Source organism: Rhizobium sp. N324 (assembly GCF_001664485.1).
Classification (GTDB): domain Bacteria; phylum Pseudomonadota; class Alphaproteobacteria; order Rhizobiales; family Rhizobiaceae; genus Rhizobium.
Map to the genome: position 1 here is coordinate 89572 of NZ_CP013630.1, position 14918 is coordinate 104489.

Sequence of the window (14918 nt, forward strand, 5' to 3'; positions counted from 1 at the left end):
AGAGTACGCAAAAAAATAATCATTGCAAGAAATAACGAATATCTTGCAAATTTGCATAAATTGCATAAGCTTTGCCTATGAAGAACGAAAAAATCGGGAACGACGAGAAAATCAGACGGCCGCGTCAGGCCGATATCGCCACATTGGCCGGCGTCTCCGTCTCCACGGTGTCGCGGGTTCTTGCCAATGAACCCGGCATCAGCGAAACCGTGCGCCGCCAGATCTTGAAGGTGGCGGCCGAGCATGGTTATCCGGTCAAATCTGCGACTGAAGCCGTGGCCGGCGGGCTGGCGCTGATCGCCAGCGACGGCGTCACCGGCGGCCTCAGCGTCTTTTATGAAGCCATCGTCGAGGGGCTGCGCGCCGGCGCCGCCGAGGCAGGCATGCCCTTCGAAATCCGGATGGTCCGCGAGGATCGCACGACGCCGGACGCCGTGCGCGACTATATGCAGGCAGCAGGCGCCGAAGGGCTCTTTCTCGTCGGCATCGATCCGAACGAGACCCTGCGCGGCTGGCTGCGGGACACCATGACGCCCGCCGTTCTCGTCAACGGCACCGATCCCGGCATGCAATTCGACGGCGTTTCGCCGGCTAATTTCTTCGGCGCCTATCAGGCGACCAGCCGATTGATGAAGGCTGGCCATCGCCGCATCCTGCATATGAGCGGCTCCCATCGCCAGACGCTCCGGGAGCGTATCCGCGGTTTCGAGGCGGCGATTGCCGCTGTTCCTGGCGCCGAAGGTCGTCTCGTATCCATGACGCTGCAGGGCAGCGCCAGCGGCGAGGCCCATGAACGCACGGCCGCGATCCTTGCTGAAGATGCCGGTTTCACCGCTGCCTTCTGCATGAATGATTTCATCGCCGTCGGCGTGCTGGAGGCCGTCACCGAGGCCGGGCTGCGGGTGCCGCAGGATTTCGCCATCGTCGGCTTCGATGATCTGCCCTGTGCGCTGATGACCAATCCGCCGCTTTCCACCATGCGCGTCGACCGCGCCGCCCTCGGGCGCGAGGCCATCTCACTGATGCTGTCCCGTTTCCGCAACAGGACGGCGCCGGCGCGCCACATCTGCCAGGCAGTCGTTCCCGTTCCGGGAGGGACGGTTGCGAGTGCTGAAACCCGTGAGGGAAGCCGATGACCTATGATCCCGCCAGCGCCAACCCGCTCGCCGGCAATCCGCTCGAAACCCGCACTGACATGAGCCGGGCTCTGCTTGATTGCTTCGATCCGCTGCTTGCCTGTTTTTCGAAAGGCAATGCCCGCGTCAGGCTGAGCGGTGCCGCCGCCCATTTCGACCGGGCGGCGGCCGATCTTGAAGGTTTCGCCCGCCCGCTCTGGGGTTTGGCGCCGCTCGGCGCCGGCAACGGTGATTTCGCCCATTGGCACCGTTTTGCCGAAGGCCTCGCAAACGGCACCGATCCCGCCCATCCGGAATATTGGGGAACGGTCAATGGCCGCGATCAGCGGATGGTCGAGCTTGCTGCTGTCGGCTTTGCCCTGGCGCTGGTCCCGGAAAAGATCTGGCAGCCGCTCGATGCGCGCGCCCGCGACAATGTCATCGCCTATCTCAAGCACGCCAGACAGTTCGACTATGCCGACAACAACTGGAAATTCTTCCGCATCTTCGTCGATATCGCCCTCGATCGTCTCGGCGCCGATTTCGACCGCAGCCTGACGCGGCAATATCTGGAAGAGCTCGAGGGCTTCTATATCGGCGACGGCTGGTATCGCGACGGCAACGTACGCCGCATCGATCACTACATTCCCTTCGCCATGCATTTTTACGGGCTGATCTATGCGAAGCTCGTCGACGACGATTACGCGAAGCGCTACCGCGAGCGCGCCATCCTCTTCGCCCGGGATTTCCGCCACTGGTTTGCCGCCGACGGCGCCACGATTCCCTTCGGACGCAGCCTGACCTATCGTTTCGCCTGCGCCGGCTTCTGGTCGGCGCTCGCTTTTGCCGATGTCGAGGCGCTGCCCTGGGGCGAGGTCAAGCATCTCTGCCTGCAGCATCTGCGCTGGTGGCGGGATAAGCCGATTGCCGATCGCGACGGCGTGCTGTCGATCGGTTTCGGCTATCCGAACCTGCTGATGTCGGAGAGCTACAATTCCGCCGGCTCGCCCTACTGGGCGTTGAAGGCCTTTCTGCCCCTTGCGATCGCCGAGGATCATCCGTTCTGGACGGCCGAGGAGAAGGCGCCGGAGCCGGCGCCCGCGGTCGTTCCCCAGCGCCATCCCGGCATGGTGATGATGCGGGCGGGCGGCGACGTCGTGGCCCTGTCCTCCGGCCAGGAAAATCTGCAGATGCGCTTCGGCACGGAAAAATACGCGAAATTCGCCTATTCCTCCCGGTACGGCTTCAGCGTCGAATCCGATGAACGCGGCTTTGCGCTTGCCGCTTTCGATTCGATGCTGGCCTTCAGCGATGACGGTTTGCACTACCGCGTGCGCGAAACGAATGAGGAAGCGAAGCTCGCCGGTGATGTGCTTCACGCGAAATGGTCACCTTTCCCCGATGTCAGCGTCGAAAGCTGGCTGGCGCCCGCGGCCCCCTGGCATATCCGTCTCCACCGGATCAGGGCGGCCCGGCCGCTGAGGGTCGCCGAAGGCGGCTTTGCCATCGCCCGCCGGGATTTCGAACTGGACACGCTGTCGGCGTCGGATGGCGCTGCCTATGCGATCGGCGAAGCCGATTTCACCGGCATTGTCGATCTCGGTTCGTCGGTCAAACGCGCCGGGCTCGCCCAGAAGGCGCAGCCCAACACCAATGTGATTGTCGCGAAAACCATCGTGCCGCAACTGCGCGGTCAGATTCCGGCCGGCGAAACCATCCTGGTGACTGCGGTGCTGGCACTCGGCGATCCCGCCGCCGTCGCATCCGCCTGGACAAAGCCGCCGAAGGCGCCCGATATTGCGGCGCTGGAGGCGCTGGTGCGGGAAAAGGGCATGACGGTCAGCGCCATCGAAGCGCCGGGTCAGATGCCATGAACCGTCCGGCAATCATCCTTGCCATGGAGCCGTCGCGCACGGAGCACGTCCTGCCCGATGAGATCCTGCACCGGCTCGATACGATCGGCCGCCTGCTGAATCCCGAGCCGCTGCAGCATTTCGAGGATGAACGCGCCAGCCGCCTGCTTTCCGAAGCCGAAATCCTGGTCACCGGCTGGGGCGCACCCTATGTCGGGCCTGAGATTGCCGCTGCCGCGCCGCGGCTTCGTCTCATCGTCCATGCGGCGGGCACGGTAAAGGGCATCATCGACGACGCCATCTTCGAAGCCGGCATAACAGTCAGCCATGCGGCCGAGGCCAATGCCGTGCCGGTCGCCGAATTCACGCTGGCGGCAATCATTTTCGCCGGCAAACGTGCCTTCCGCTTCCGCGATCTCTACATTGCCGACCGCAATCGCGATCGGACCTACCCCATGCAGCGCGAAGCGATCGGAAATTACGGCCGCACCCTCGGCATTGTCGGCGCCTCGCGCATCGGCCGGCGGGTAATCGAGCTTTTGAAACCCTTCCGCTTCGAGCTGCTGCTGTTCGACCCCATGCTCGATGCTGCCGAGGCCGCCGGGTTGGGCACGGAGAAGGTCGATCTCGACGAATTGATGCGCCGCGCCGATATCGTTTCCCTGCACGCGCCGTCGCTGCCGGCGACCCAGCATATGATCGATGCGCGAAGGCTGTCTCTGCTGAAGAACGGCGCGACGCTCATCAACACCGCGCGCGGCATTCTTATCGATGAGGCGGCACTGCTTTTGGAGCTGAAGACCGGCCGCATCGACGCCGTTATCGACGTCACCGATCCGGAGATCCCGGAGCCGGGTTCTGCTTTCTACGATCTGCCGAACGTCTTTCTGACACCGCATATCGCCGGCGCCATCGGCCTGGAACGGGCGCGTCTTGGCGAAATGACGGCGGATGAGATCGAGCGTTTTGTGAGCGGCCGGCCGCTACTCTACCAGATCCGCCGGCAGGATCTCGAGAACATCGCCTGACGCGTCCAGCGCTTAGCGTCAGCGCGATGTCCTCAACGAATTGGGCGAGCCGTCATCGGCGAGCTCGGGCATCAGATCCGCGATTTCGACCACCTTGCCGGCGCGCGAACTCGTCAGCGCGGCGATGCCGCAGAGCACGGACATGGCGCCCGCCCGCGTGCCTGCGCGCTGGCCGAGCCGGTCTTCCATGTCGGGCTTGAAGATCATGTTGCGCATCCGGTCATCGCCGCCGTAATGGCCGCCGGTGAAATGCGGAACGACGATCCGCTCGACGGCTTCCTTACCATTCGGGAAATTGCGGATGAGCAGGATCGTGTCCTGCTTCGGCTCTTCCCAAGGCTGGGTCTCATACTGGCGAATTTCGATGCGTCCCTTGGTGCCGTTGAAGGCGAGGTGATGGCCTTCGATCGGCTGGAAGGTGTTCAATGAATAGGACACATGGACATTGTTGCGGTAGCGCAGGCTGACCACCATCGTATCAGGAATATCGATGTCCTCGCGGAAAACGCAGCCGTCGCGGAAATAGCCGTCGATCTTCGAAGGATCCTCGTAGAGCTGATCGAGGAAGGGATCCTTTTCGAGATCGAGATAATAATCGCATTCATGTGCGTGCGGACAGAGCTTGCAGCGCGGTCCGCGGAACGGGCCCTTGCGGCCGTAATTCTGCAGATCGGCAAACGAGGTGACGGCGTCGGGATCGCTGTCGAGATACCAGTTCAGAAGATCGAAATGGTGGGTGGCCTTGTGAACGAACAGGCTGCCGGAATTTTCCGTATAGGCATGCCAGCGGCGGAAGTAGTCGGCGCCATGCTTGGTGTTCAAATACCAGTGGAAGTCGACGGAGGTCACCCGGCCGATCTCGCCGGCATTGAGCAGTTCCTTGATCTTGGCGGCCGTTGGCGCATAGCGATAGTTGAAGGAGACGTCGACGCGGCGGCCGGTGCGCTTTTCGGCGTCGAGAATCCGGCGAATTTTCTCGACCGACGTGGTCATCGGCTTTTCGGTGATGACGTCGATGCCGGACTCCAGCGCCCGCACGATAATATCGTCATGCGTCTGGTCGGGGGTGCAGACGATGACCAGATCCGGCTTCTGCTCGGCGAGCATGGAATCGATGTTTTCATAGAGTGGCGCGTTGCTGCCGATCATGTTGCGGGCGCGCTCGCCGCGCAGCGAATTCTTCTCGACGATGGCTGTGAGGTCGACATGCTCGCGCCAGCCGGCCAGCAAGTCCTTGCCCCACATGGTGGTGCCGCGGTTCCCGGTGCCGATCAGGGCAAAACGGCGTTTCTCCATCGATGATCCTCCTGCATGCGTGATGAAACGAATATTGAAACTTAGATCTGGCAGCAGCTCCGGAAGCGCTCGACGCAAGTGGCGATCACCTGGTCGGCCGGGCGTTTCCACCAGGTCTCGGCCGAAAAGATCTCCACCTCCTGCGCGCCGAAGAAGCCGGCCGCCTCGATCATCCGTCTTATGCCCTTGAGATCGATGACGCCATCGCCCATCATGCCGCGGTCGAGCAGCATGTCTTTGGTCGGCACCAGCCAGTCGCAGATGTGATGGGCAAAGATACGTTTCATCCGTCCGGCGCGGGCGATCTGGTTGGCAAGATCGGGATCCCACCAAACATGGTAGACGTCGATCGCAACGCCGACATCCTCGCCGAGCGGTTCGCACATGTCGAGCGCCTGGCCGAGCGTGTTCACGCAGGACCGGTCGGCGGCATACATCGGATGCAGCGGCTCGATCGCGAGCTTGACGCCTGATGCGTGTGCATGCGGCAGCACGGCGGCAATGCCGTCGAACACCATCTGGCGGGCCGCGACGATATCCCTGGAGGCGCCCGGCAAGCCGCCGACGACGAGCACCAGGCAATCGGCTGAGAATGCTGCCGCCTCGTCGATCGCCCGCCTGTTGTCGTCGAGGTTCTTCTGCCAGTCGGCATCGTTTGCGGCCGGAAAGAAGCCGCCGCGGCAAAGGCCGGTCAGCTTAATGCCGTTCGATTTGACGATGCGTACCGCCTCGTCGAGGCCGGCCTTGGCGACCTGGTCGCGCCATGGCGCGATCGAGGTGATGCCGTGTTTCAGGCAGATATCGACGGCTTCGGCAAAGCCGCATTGCTCGCGGATCGTCGCCAGATTGATCGAAAGACCTTCGACCTGCATGTCATTCTCCTCCCATCGCCATGCCTGAGATCAGTGAACGCCGTGGACGGCCAGCACCTGTTTCATGCGCGCCGTTGCGAGTTCCGGATCGGCGAGCACGCGCGCCTTGTCGGCCAGGCGGAAGAGTTCAGCCAGATGCGTGAGCGAGCGCGTGCTCTGCTGGCCGCCGACCATGGTGAAATGGTCCTGCAGGCCGTTGAGATAGGCGAGGAAGACAACGCCGGTCTTGTAGAAGCGGGTCGGCGCCTTGAAGATGTGACGCGACAGCGGCACGGTCGGCTCGAGCAGATCGAAGAATTCATGGTTGCTCTTGCGGCCGAGGGCGTCGAGCGCAGCCGACGCTGCCGGCGCGATCGCATCGAAAATGCCGAGCAATGCGTCGGAATGGCCTTCTTCGTCGCCGGCGATCAGTTCGGCATAGTTGAAATCGTCGCCGGTATACATGCGCACGGCCTTCGGCAGCTGCCGGCGCATGGTCACTTCCTTCTCCTTGGAAAGCAGCGAGATCTTGATACCGTCAACCTTGGCGGAATTGGCTTCGATCACTTCAAGGCAGGTTTCCATCGCCTTCAGGTGGTCGCCATTGCCCCAATAACCTTCCAGCGCCGGGTCGAACATTTCGCCCAGCCAGTGGATGATGACGGGTTCCTTGACCTGGCGAAGGATGCGGTCGTAGACCCTTATATAATCGTCCGGTCCCTTGGCCGTGACGGCAAGCGCCCGGCTCGCCATCAGGATTATGCGGCCGCCGGCCGCCTCCACCGTTTCGATCTGCTCCTCATAGGCCTTGAGGATGGTGTCGATGGTCACATCCGGTCCAGGCACCAGATGGTCGGTGCCGGCGCCGCAGGCAATCACTGCATCCTTGCGGCCGGCTGCTTCGGCAAGCGCCCGTCGGAGGAGGTCGCGCGCTTCAGGCCAGCCGAGGCCCATGCCGCGCTGCGCCGTATCCATGGCTTCGGCGACACCGAGGCCGAGATCCCAAAGCCGGTGGCGGAAGGCGAGCGTCCGGTCCCAGTCGATCGCCGGCGTCAGCCAGGGGTCGTTGTCGGCGAGTGGGTCGGCGACGACATGGGCGGCGGCAAAGGCGATGCGCGGGAAGTCCTTGGCGTCGCGCTTCTTCAGTTCGATCGGCGTGCCGGTCAGCGTATAGGGAACGATCTTGCCGTCGAGGGGGAGATTGATCGTCGTCACGGCTCAGAACTCCAGTGCGGGAACGTCGAGCCAGCGGCGCTCGGCCCAGGATTTCAGGCCGAGTTCGGCCAACTGCACGCCTTTGGCGCCGGCCTCAAGCCCATAGGGCCAGGGCGCATCTTCGACGACATGGCGGATGAACATTTCCCACTGCGCCTTGAAACCGTTGTCGAAGGCCTGCGTATCCGGAACCTCGTCCCAGGTCTTGTAGAAGTCGATCGTCTGCGGCTGGTCGGGGTTCCAGACCGGCTTCGGCGTGTTGACGCGGTGCTGGCTCCAGCATTTCGTCAGGCCGGCGACGGCCGAGCCATGGGTGCCGTCGACCTGGAAGGTGACGAGATCGTCGCGGCGCACACGCACCGCCCAGGAAGAGTTGATCTGCGCGATCGCGCCGCCTTCGAGTTCGAAGGTCGCATAGGCCGCATCGTCGGTATCGCAGTCATAGGGCTTGCCCTGCTCGTCGATGCGCCGCGGAATATGCGTGGCGCCGAGGCAGGAGACCGCCTTCACCTCGCCGAACAGATTGTCGAGCACGTAGCGCCAGTGGCAGAGCATGTCGAGAATGATGCCGCCGCCGTCGCCCTTGCGGTAGTTCCAGGAGGGGCGCTGGGCGGGCACGCCCCAGTCGCCTTCGAACACCCAGTAGCCGAATTCGCCGCGCACCGAGAGGATCTTGCCGAAGAAGCCGGAATCCTTGAGCAGCGCCAGCTTGCGCAGGCCGGGCAGGAAGAGCTTGTCCTGCACGACGCCGTGCTTGAGGCCGGAGCGGCGCGCCTTGCGGGCAAGGTCGATCGCCACCTGCAGATCGTCGGAAATCGGCTTTTCGCAATAGACGTGCTTGCCGGCGTCGAGCGCTTTCGACAGCAGCTCGGCGCGCATCAGCGTCGTGCCGGCGTCGAAGAAAATCGTGTCGTCGGGATTGGCGAGAGCGGCATCGAGATCGGTCGACCAGCGCTGGATGTTATGCTTCTTCGCCAGCTCTTCCATCTTGGCGCCGTTGCGGCCGACGATGATCGGGTCGATCTCCAGTTTTTCGCCCGACTTCAGCGTAATGCCGCCCTGGTCGCGGAAGGCGAGGATCGACCGCACCAGATGCTGATTATAGCCCATGCGGCCGGTAACGCCGTGCAAGATGATCCCCAAGCGTGCCATTTTTTCCTCCCTGGAATCTTTTACGGCGGGAGCGGGCATTCGGCCCGGCCCTCCCAAGCCGGTAACTAAACAGTTACTTGATGGCAGAAGAGCGGCGAGGCTGTCAATAGTCAAATCCTGATTTCGGAATTCAGTGTTTGATCGAGGCGAGCGTCACGTGGACGATATGTCTTTCCCAGGCATTGAGATGGTTCGGCTCGATCAGGTCGCGGCCGAAGATCGTCGAAAGCGTGTACTGGTTGGACAGGTAGAAATAGCCGAGCGAGGCGATTGTCAGATAGACATGCAGCGGATCAGCGGTCTCGACGAAGACGCCCTGCTTCTTTCCCCGCTCGAGCACATCCGAAAGCTCGCCGATCAGATGCGAATGCAATTCCTTGAGCCGAACAGACTGGCGCAGCCACCGGGCCCGATGCAGGTTTTCCGTGCCGAGCAGGCTGAGGAATTCCGGGTGCTGGAGAAAATAGCGCCAGGTGAAGAGCGCCAGTTCCCCGATGCCTTCCTCCGGGCTGCGGTCACCGATATGCAGCGCGCGCTCGGCGGTGCGGATGCCGACATAGGCTTCTTCGAGCACGCGGAGATAGAGCTGCTCCTTGTCGCCGAAATAATGGTAGAGCATGCGCTTGTTGGTGCCGGCGCGCTCGGCGATGGCGTCGACGCGGGCTCCGCCCATGCCGTTTTCGGCAAACTCCCGCGTGGCCGCCTCAAGGATCGCGGCGCGCGTCCGCTCCGGATCGCGCTGGGCCGTGCGTTCCTGAGAAGGACGCCGGGATTTTTTCTTCTCTCCGTTTTCGCCGCTGTCGTTCATCGTTCCCCTCCCTCTCGCATGTTGCGCTCATAAGCCTTCGGTGCGAAATTGTAAAAACCGAATTTAAAAGGGCGGCCGCCAAGAACCGACACCCGCTTGACACGCTTGCCGCTTTGCTCGTAGCTTGTAACCAATTAGTTATTTATGCAAGAGTAACTGGTCGGAAGCGTGTGGAGGCGCTTCCCTTTGGAGGAGGAAAAAATGAGCCTACGTGTAAGCAGACGTAATTTCGTTGCGGGAGGGGCCACTCTCCTTTCGCTCTCGGCGCTGGGAACCAGCGCTTTTGCACAGGAACAGCGCTTGCGCCTCCTGTGGTGGGGCTCGCAGCCGCGCGCCGACCGCACCAACAAGGTGTCCCAGCTCTATCAGACGAAGAATGCCGGTACCTCGATCACCGGCGAATTCCTCGGTTGGGGCGATTACTGGCCGCGCCTTGCGACCCAGGTCGCCGGCCGCAATGCGCCTGACGTCATCCAGATGGACTACCGCTATATCGTTCAGTACGCGCGTCGCGGCGCGCTTGCGCCGCTTGAATCCTACATGCCGGCGAAGCTCAACCTCGACGATTTCGACAAGGCGCAGATCGATGGCGGCAGCGTCGACGGTCATCTCTATGGCGTCAGCCTCGGCGCGAATTCGGCCGCGACGGTTCTGAATACCACCGCCTTCAAGGAGGCAGGCGTCGATCTGCCGACGCAGGCGACCACCTGGGACGAGTTCGCCCGCATGGGCGCCGAGATCACCAAGGCCGGCAAGCGTAAGGGCATGTTCGGCCTCGCTGACGGCAGCGGCGGCGAACCTCTGTTCGAAAACTGGCTGCGTCAGCGCGGCAAGGCGCTCTATACCGCCGACGGCAAAATCGGCTTCGGCGTGGACGACGCATCGGAATGGTACGATATGTGGGCCAAGTTCCGTGAAGCCGGCGCCTGCGTTCCCGCCGATATCCAGGCTCTCGACAAGAACGATATCGAAACGAACACAGTGTCGCTCGGCAAATCTGCGGCCGGTTTTGCCCATTCCAATCAGTTCGTTGCCTATCAGGCCATGAACAAGGACAAGCTGGCGCTGACCAACTATATGCGTATCAAGGCGGATTCGAAGGGCGGCCACTATCGCAAGCCTTCGATGTTCTTCTCTGTTTCGGCCCAGTCGAAAGCGATCGACCTGGCCGTGGACTACATCAACTTCTTCGTCAAGAATCCCGAGGCAGTGTTGCTCCTGGATGTCGAGCGCGGCATTCCGGAATCGGCCGCCATGCGCGAGGTCGTCGCGGCGAAGCTCGATGAGAACGGTAAGGTCGCATTGGCCTATGTCAGCGGTCTCGGCGATCTCGCCGGCAAATTGCCGCCGCCGCCGCCGGCCGGCGCCGGTGAAGGCGAGCTGATGCTGCGAAACATCGCCGAACAGGTCGGTTTCGGACAGCTGTCTCCTGCCGACGGCGGCAAACAGCTGGTCACCGAAATCACGCAGATTCTCGCACGAGGCTGATCCCGTATGAGCAATGCGATGCGCACGCCCGCAGGGGCCATAAATGTGGAAAGATATCAGGGGGCCGTGGCCGAAGGACGCTTCCGGCGTCTCTGGAATACCAATGCTCCCGGCTATCTCTTCCTCCTGCCATGGCTTATCGGCTTTTTCGGGCTGACGCTCGGGCCGGCCCTGATTTCGCTCTACCTCTCCTTCACCGACTTCGACATGCTGCAGTCGCCGCGGTGGGTGGGAATGGCGAATTACGTGCGCATCGCCACGGCGGATCCGAAATTCTCGGCCGCCATGCACGTCACCCTGACTTATGTTGTCTTCTCGGTGCCGTTCAAACTGACCTTCGCTTTGCTGGTCGCCATGGCGCTGAACCGCGGCCTGCGCGGACTGACCTTTTATCGCGCCATCTTCTACCTCCCTTCCTTGCTGGGCGGCAGCGTGGCGATCGCCGTGCTCTGGCGCCAGCTTTTCGCCAGCGATGGTCTCGTCAATGCCGCGCTCTCGCAATTCGGCATCGAAGGTCCGAGCTGGATCTCGCATCCGAACTATTCGATCTACACGCTGGTGGCTCTGTCGGTCTGGCAGTTCGGCTCGCCGATGATTATTTTCCTCGCCGGCCTGCGCCAGATTCCCCAGGATATGTACGAGGCCGCAAGCCTCGATGGCGCCTCGAAATTCCGCCAATTCTACAAGATCACCCTGCCGCTTCTGACGCCGGTGATCTTCTTCAACGCCGTCGTCCAGACCATTGATGCCTTCAAGGCTTTCACACCCGCCTTCATCATCTCCGGCGGCACGGGCGGTCCGATCAACTCGACGCTGTTTTATACGCTCTACCTTTATCAGGAAGCCTTCGGCAATTTCCGCATGGGCTATGCCTCGGCGCTCGCCTGGATCCTGGTGCTGATCATCGCCGTCTTCACCGCTTTCTCCTTCCTGACCTCGCGTTATTGGGTGCATTACGATGACTGAGATGACCGCTTCCGTCACCGCGGCCCGGCCGCCATCGGATATCACCAAACGCAGCCTGCCGGCGTCGCTCATCATCCACGCCCTGCTGATCGCCGCATCGCTTCTGATGGTCTATCCGCTGTTGTGGATGGTTTCGGCATCGGTCAGGCCGGAAACCGAGATCTTCTCGTCGACCTCGCTTATCCCTTCGTCGATCGATTTCTCCTCCTATGCGCGCGGCTGGGTCGGCCTCGATGTCAGCTTCGGCCGGTTCTTCTGGAATTCGCTCGTCATTTCGCTGCTGGTGGTGACGGGCAATGTCATCGCCTGTTCGTTGACGGCCTTCGCCTTTGCCCGGCTGCGTTTTGCCGGCCGCAATTTCTGGTTCGCGATCATGCTCGGCACGCTGATGATCCCCTATCATGTGACGCTGATCCCGCAATATGTGCTCTTCCTCAACCTTGGCTGGGTCAACACCATCCTGCCGCTCGTCGTGCCGAAGTTCCTGGCAAGCGACGCCTTTTTCATCTTCCTGATGGTGCAGTTTTTCCGCGGCATCCCGCGCGAACTCGACGAAGCCGCCATGATGGACGGCTGCAGCGCCTGGCGCATCTACTGGAAGATCATGCTGCCGCTGTCGCTACCGGTCTTGGCAACGGCTGCCATCTTCTCCTTCATCTGGACCTGGGACGATTTCTTCGGGCCGCTGATCTACCTGAACGACATGAACACCTATACGATCCAGCTCGGCCTGCGCACCTTCGTAGATTCCACCAGCGCATCGGATTGGGGCGGCTTGTTCGCCATGTCGACTTTGACGCTCGTGCCGGTGTTCTTCTTCTTCCTGTTCTTCCAGCGCCTGCTGATCGAGGGCATCGCCACGACGGGCATGAAGCGTTGATGGCGGTCACGGGAAACAGCGACATGAGCATCAGAACGGTCGCGATCGTCGGCTGCGGCATCGGCCGCTCGCACATTGTCGAGGGTTATCTGCCGCATGCCGACAAATTCAAGGTCGTGGCGATCTGTGACCTGAACGCAGAGCGGCTGGCGGCAGTCGGTGATGAGTTCGGCATCGAACGGCGCACCACCTCCTTTGCCGAGCTGCTCGCTGACGACACGATCGACATCATTGACATCTGCACCCCGCCCGGGGTGCACCTGGAGCAGGTCGTGGCTGCCCTTGCCGCTGGCAAACATGTCGTTTGCGAAAAGCCGCTGACCGGCTCGCTCGCGGCCGTCGATACGATCATGGCAGCGGAGAAAGCCGCCAAAGGCGTGCTGATGCCGATCTTCCAGTATCGCTACGGCGACGGCATCCAGAAGGCCAAGCGGATCATCGACGCCGGTATTGCCGGCAAAGCCTATACGGCCTCGGTCGAAACCTTCTGGCTGCGCAAACCCGAATATTATGCCGTGCCCTGGCGCGGCAAATGGGCGACCGAACTCGGCGGCGTGCTCGTCACCCATGCGCTGCATCTGCACGACATGATGATGCACCTGATGGGCCCGGCGGCCAGGGTCTTCGGCCGGGTCGCCACCCGCGTCAACGATATCGAGGTCGAGGATTGCGCCTCCGCCAGCCTGCTGATGGAAAGCGGCGCCTTCGTCTCACTGTCCTGCACGCTGGGTTCGCAGGAACAGTTGAGCCGGCTGAGGCTGCATTTCGAGAATGTGACCTTCGAAAGCAGCCATGAGCCCTATACGCCGGGCAAGGACCCCTGGAAGATCATCGCCGCCAATGACGATGTCCAGCAACGGATCGACCGGGTGGTCAGCGATTGGCAGCCGGTCGCCCCCCGGTTTACCACCCAGATGGGCCAGTTCCACGCCTTCCTCAGCGGCCAGGGGCCGCTGCCGGTGACGACGGCGGATGCGCGCCGGGCGCTGGAACTCGTCACCGCCATCTACCAGTCTTCCGACAGCGGCGCCGAAGTGCCGCTGCCGGTCGGCCCCGACAGTCCGAAATACGCCGATTGGCGCGCAAGAACGAAGTAACCGATAAATAAACGAGAGGGGTTTTGAGAAGATGGCAACCAGTGTCGTTCTTCAGAAGGTCGAGAAGCGCTACGGCGCGATGGATGTGATCCATGGCATCGACCTGACGATCGATCCCGGCGAATTCGTCGTTTTCGTCGGTCCTTCCGGCTGCGGAAAATCGACCCTTCTGCGCATGATCGCCGGTCTCGAGGAAATATCGGGCGGCGGGCTGCTGCTCGACAACGAGCGCATGAACGAGGTGGCCCCTGCCAAGCGCGGCATTGCCATGGTCTTCCAGTCTTACGCCCTCTATCCCCATATGTCGGTCTACAAGAACCTCGCCTTCGGTCTGGAGACGGCGGGTTATAAGAAGGCCGAGATCCAGCCGAAGGTCAAACGCGCCGCCGAAATCCTGCAGATCGAGAAACTCCTGGAGCGCAAGCCGAAGGCGCTCTCCGGCGGCCAGCGCCAGCGCGTGGCCATCGGCCGGGCGATCGTGCGCGAGCCGCGTATCTTCCTGTTCGACGAACCGCTGTCGAACCTCGACGCCGAACTGCGGGTGCAGATGCGCGTCGAGATCTCCCGCCTGCACCGGCAGCTCGGCAACACGATGATCTATGTCACCCATGACCAGGTCGAAGCCATGACGATGGCCGACAAGATCGTGGTGCTCAACTCCGGCCGCATCGAGCAGGTCGGCGCTCCCCTCGATCTCTACAACAATCCGGCCAACCGCTTCGTCGCCGGCTTCATCGGCAGCCCGAAGATGAATTTTCTCAAGGCCCGCATCGAAGAGGTCGGCGAGACGGAAACCACCATTCATGTCTGCGGCAATTCCGTCCGCCTGCCGCGCCGGCTGAAAGGGCAAGCCGGTGAGGACGTCACCTTCGGCATCCGTCCCGAGCATCTTTCCCTCACAGAGGGCGCCATCACGCTGTCGACCGTCAACGTCGATCTCGTCGAAAATCTCGGCGGCGCCACCATGCTCTACACCACGACGCCGGATGGACAGCTGCTGACGATCGCCCTCGACGGCCAGCAGAAGGTCGAGCGCGGCGCCAATGTGAAGACCTTCTTCGATCCTGCTCGCTGCCACGTCTTCGACGCCGCCGGCAAGACGATCTGACCGCCTGCTTGACAGCCGATCCTGCTCTGCCCCATCATTTCGAGAAGGTGATGGGGGATGA

The 14918-nt window shown here is 62.1% G+C and carries 13 protein-coding genes; 8 read left to right on the forward strand and 5 right to left on the reverse strand.

Annotated features, from left to right (window positions below; genetic code table 11):
- Positions 1-77: 77 nt before the first annotated feature.
- Genes AMK05_RS00405 through AMK05_RS00415 form a run of 3 tightly spaced genes read left to right on the forward strand, consistent with a single transcriptional unit; the run spans position 78 to position 3996 of the window.
- On the forward strand, positions 78-1136 hold the full coding sequence (locus AMK05_RS00405; protein WP_064835554.1) for a LacI family DNA-binding transcriptional regulator: 1059 nt from the start codon (positions 78-80) through the stop codon (positions 1134-1136).
- Positions 1133-2989: a DUF2264 domain-containing protein gene (locus AMK05_RS00410; RefSeq protein WP_064835556.1), complete on the forward strand. Its 1857-nt coding sequence runs from the start codon at positions 1133-1135 to the stop codon at positions 2987-2989. The genes AMK05_RS00405 and AMK05_RS00410 overlap by 4 nt, the downstream gene beginning before the upstream one ends.
- Positions 2986-3996 (forward strand): hydroxyacid dehydrogenase, encoded by a 1011-nt coding sequence (locus AMK05_RS00415; protein ID WP_064835558.1) that lies wholly within the window; start codon positions 2986-2988, stop codon positions 3994-3996. The genes AMK05_RS00410 and AMK05_RS00415 overlap by 4 nt, the downstream gene beginning before the upstream one ends.
- An 18-nt stretch (positions 3997-4014) precedes the next feature.
- On the opposite strand, the gene AMK05_RS00420 is transcribed toward AMK05_RS00415, so the two are convergent.
- From AMK05_RS00420 to AMK05_RS00440, 5 genes are all read right to left on the reverse strand, one after another.
- On the reverse strand, positions 4015-5292 hold the full coding sequence (locus AMK05_RS00420; protein WP_064835560.1) for a Gfo/Idh/MocA family protein: 1278 nt from the start codon (positions 5290-5292) through the stop codon (positions 4015-4017).
- Positions 5293-5333: 41 nt separating this feature from the next.
- On the reverse strand, positions 5334-6164 hold the full coding sequence (locus AMK05_RS00425) for a sugar phosphate isomerase/epimerase family protein (protein WP_064835562.1): 831 nt from the start codon (positions 6162-6164) through the stop codon (positions 5334-5336).
- A gap of 30 nt (positions 6165-6194) precedes the next feature.
- Positions 6195-7358, reverse strand: a complete 1164-nt coding sequence (locus AMK05_RS00430; RefSeq protein ID WP_064835564.1) for a dihydrodipicolinate synthase family protein — start codon at positions 7356-7358, stop codon at positions 6195-6197.
- A 3-nt stretch (positions 7359-7361) separates the two neighbouring features.
- The gene (locus AMK05_RS00435) at positions 7362-8510 is read right to left on the reverse strand and encodes a Gfo/Idh/MocA family protein (RefSeq protein ID WP_064835566.1); all 1149 of its coding nucleotides are present in this window, start codon (positions 8508-8510) and stop codon (positions 7362-7364) included.
- A gap of 130 nt (positions 8511-8640) precedes the next feature.
- Positions 8641-9318: a TetR/AcrR family transcriptional regulator gene (locus AMK05_RS00440; protein WP_064833294.1), complete on the reverse strand. Its 678-nt coding sequence runs from the start codon at positions 9316-9318 to the stop codon at positions 8641-8643.
- A gap of 201 nt (positions 9319-9519) precedes the next feature.
- Here AMK05_RS00440 and AMK05_RS00445 point away from each other — a divergent pair, with 201 nt between their 5' ends.
- Genes AMK05_RS00445 through AMK05_RS00465 form a run of 5 tightly spaced genes read left to right on the forward strand, consistent with a single transcriptional unit; the run spans position 9520 to position 14857 of the window.
- Entirely contained in the window at positions 9520-10806 is a 1287-nt protein-coding gene (locus tag AMK05_RS00445; protein WP_049731320.1) for an ABC transporter substrate-binding protein, read from the forward strand.
- A gap of 6 nt (positions 10807-10812) precedes the next feature.
- Positions 10813-11772, forward strand: coding sequence for a carbohydrate ABC transporter permease (locus AMK05_RS00450; protein WP_064833299.1), 960 nt, complete (start codon positions 10813-10815; stop codon positions 11770-11772).
- Positions 11765-12652 carry a carbohydrate ABC transporter permease gene (locus tag AMK05_RS00455; protein WP_088936374.1) on the forward strand — a complete coding sequence of 296 codons (888 nt, stop codon included), beginning with the start codon at positions 11765-11767 and terminating at the stop codon, positions 12650-12652. Before AMK05_RS00450 ends, AMK05_RS00455 begins: the two co-directional genes overlap by 8 nt.
- On the forward strand, positions 12652-13749 hold the full coding sequence (locus tag AMK05_RS00460; RefSeq protein ID WP_171899730.1) for a Gfo/Idh/MocA family protein: 1098 nt from the start codon (positions 12652-12654) through the stop codon (positions 13747-13749). Before AMK05_RS00455 ends, AMK05_RS00460 begins: the two co-directional genes overlap by 1 nt.
- Before the next feature lie 31 nt (positions 13750-13780).
- Positions 13781-14857 carry an ABC transporter ATP-binding protein gene (locus AMK05_RS00465; protein WP_064835568.1) on the forward strand — a complete coding sequence of 359 codons (1077 nt, stop codon included), beginning with the start codon at positions 13781-13783 and terminating at the stop codon, positions 14855-14857.
- Positions 14858-14918: the final 61 nt, after the last annotated feature.

Bases quoted from the DNA above. Each gene is read 5' to 3' on its own strand.
- AMK05_RS00405 (WP_064835554.1), top strand. From the start codon at position 78: ATGAAGAACGAAAAAATCGGGAACGACGAGAAAATCAGACGGCCGCGT.
- AMK05_RS00410 (WP_064835556.1), top strand. From the start codon at position 1,133: ATGACCTATGATCCCGCCAGCGCCAACCCGCTCGCCGGCAATCCGCTC.
- AMK05_RS00415 (WP_064835558.1), top strand. From the start codon at position 2,986: ATGAACCGTCCGGCAATCATCCTTGCCATGGAGCCGTCGCGCACGGAG.
- AMK05_RS00420 (WP_064835560.1), bottom strand. From the start codon at position 5,292: ATGGAGAAACGCCGTTTTGCCCTGATCGGCACCGGGAACCGCGGCACC.
- AMK05_RS00425 (WP_064835562.1), bottom strand. From the start codon at position 6,164: ATGCAGGTCGAAGGTCTTTCGATCAATCTGGCGACGATCCGCGAGCAA.
- AMK05_RS00435 (WP_064835566.1), bottom strand. From the start codon at position 8,510: ATGGCACGCTTGGGGATCATCTTGCACGGCGTTACCGGCCGCATGGGC.
- AMK05_RS00440 (WP_064833294.1), bottom strand. From the start codon at position 9,318: ATGAACGACAGCGGCGAAAACGGAGAGAAGAAAAAATCCCGGCGTCCT.
- AMK05_RS00445 (WP_049731320.1), top strand. From the start codon at position 9,520: ATGAGCCTACGTGTAAGCAGACGTAATTTCGTTGCGGGAGGGGCCACT.
- AMK05_RS00450 (WP_064833299.1), top strand. From the start codon at position 10,813: ATGAGCAATGCGATGCGCACGCCCGCAGGGGCCATAAATGTGGAAAGA.
- AMK05_RS00455 (WP_088936374.1), top strand. From the start codon at position 11,765: ATGACTGAGATGACCGCTTCCGTCACCGCGGCCCGGCCGCCATCGGAT.
- AMK05_RS00460 (WP_171899730.1), top strand. From the start codon at position 12,652: ATGGCGGTCACGGGAAACAGCGACATGAGCATCAGAACGGTCGCGATC.
- AMK05_RS00465 (WP_064835568.1), top strand. From the start codon at position 13,781: ATGGCAACCAGTGTCGTTCTTCAGAAGGTCGAGAAGCGCTACGGCGCG.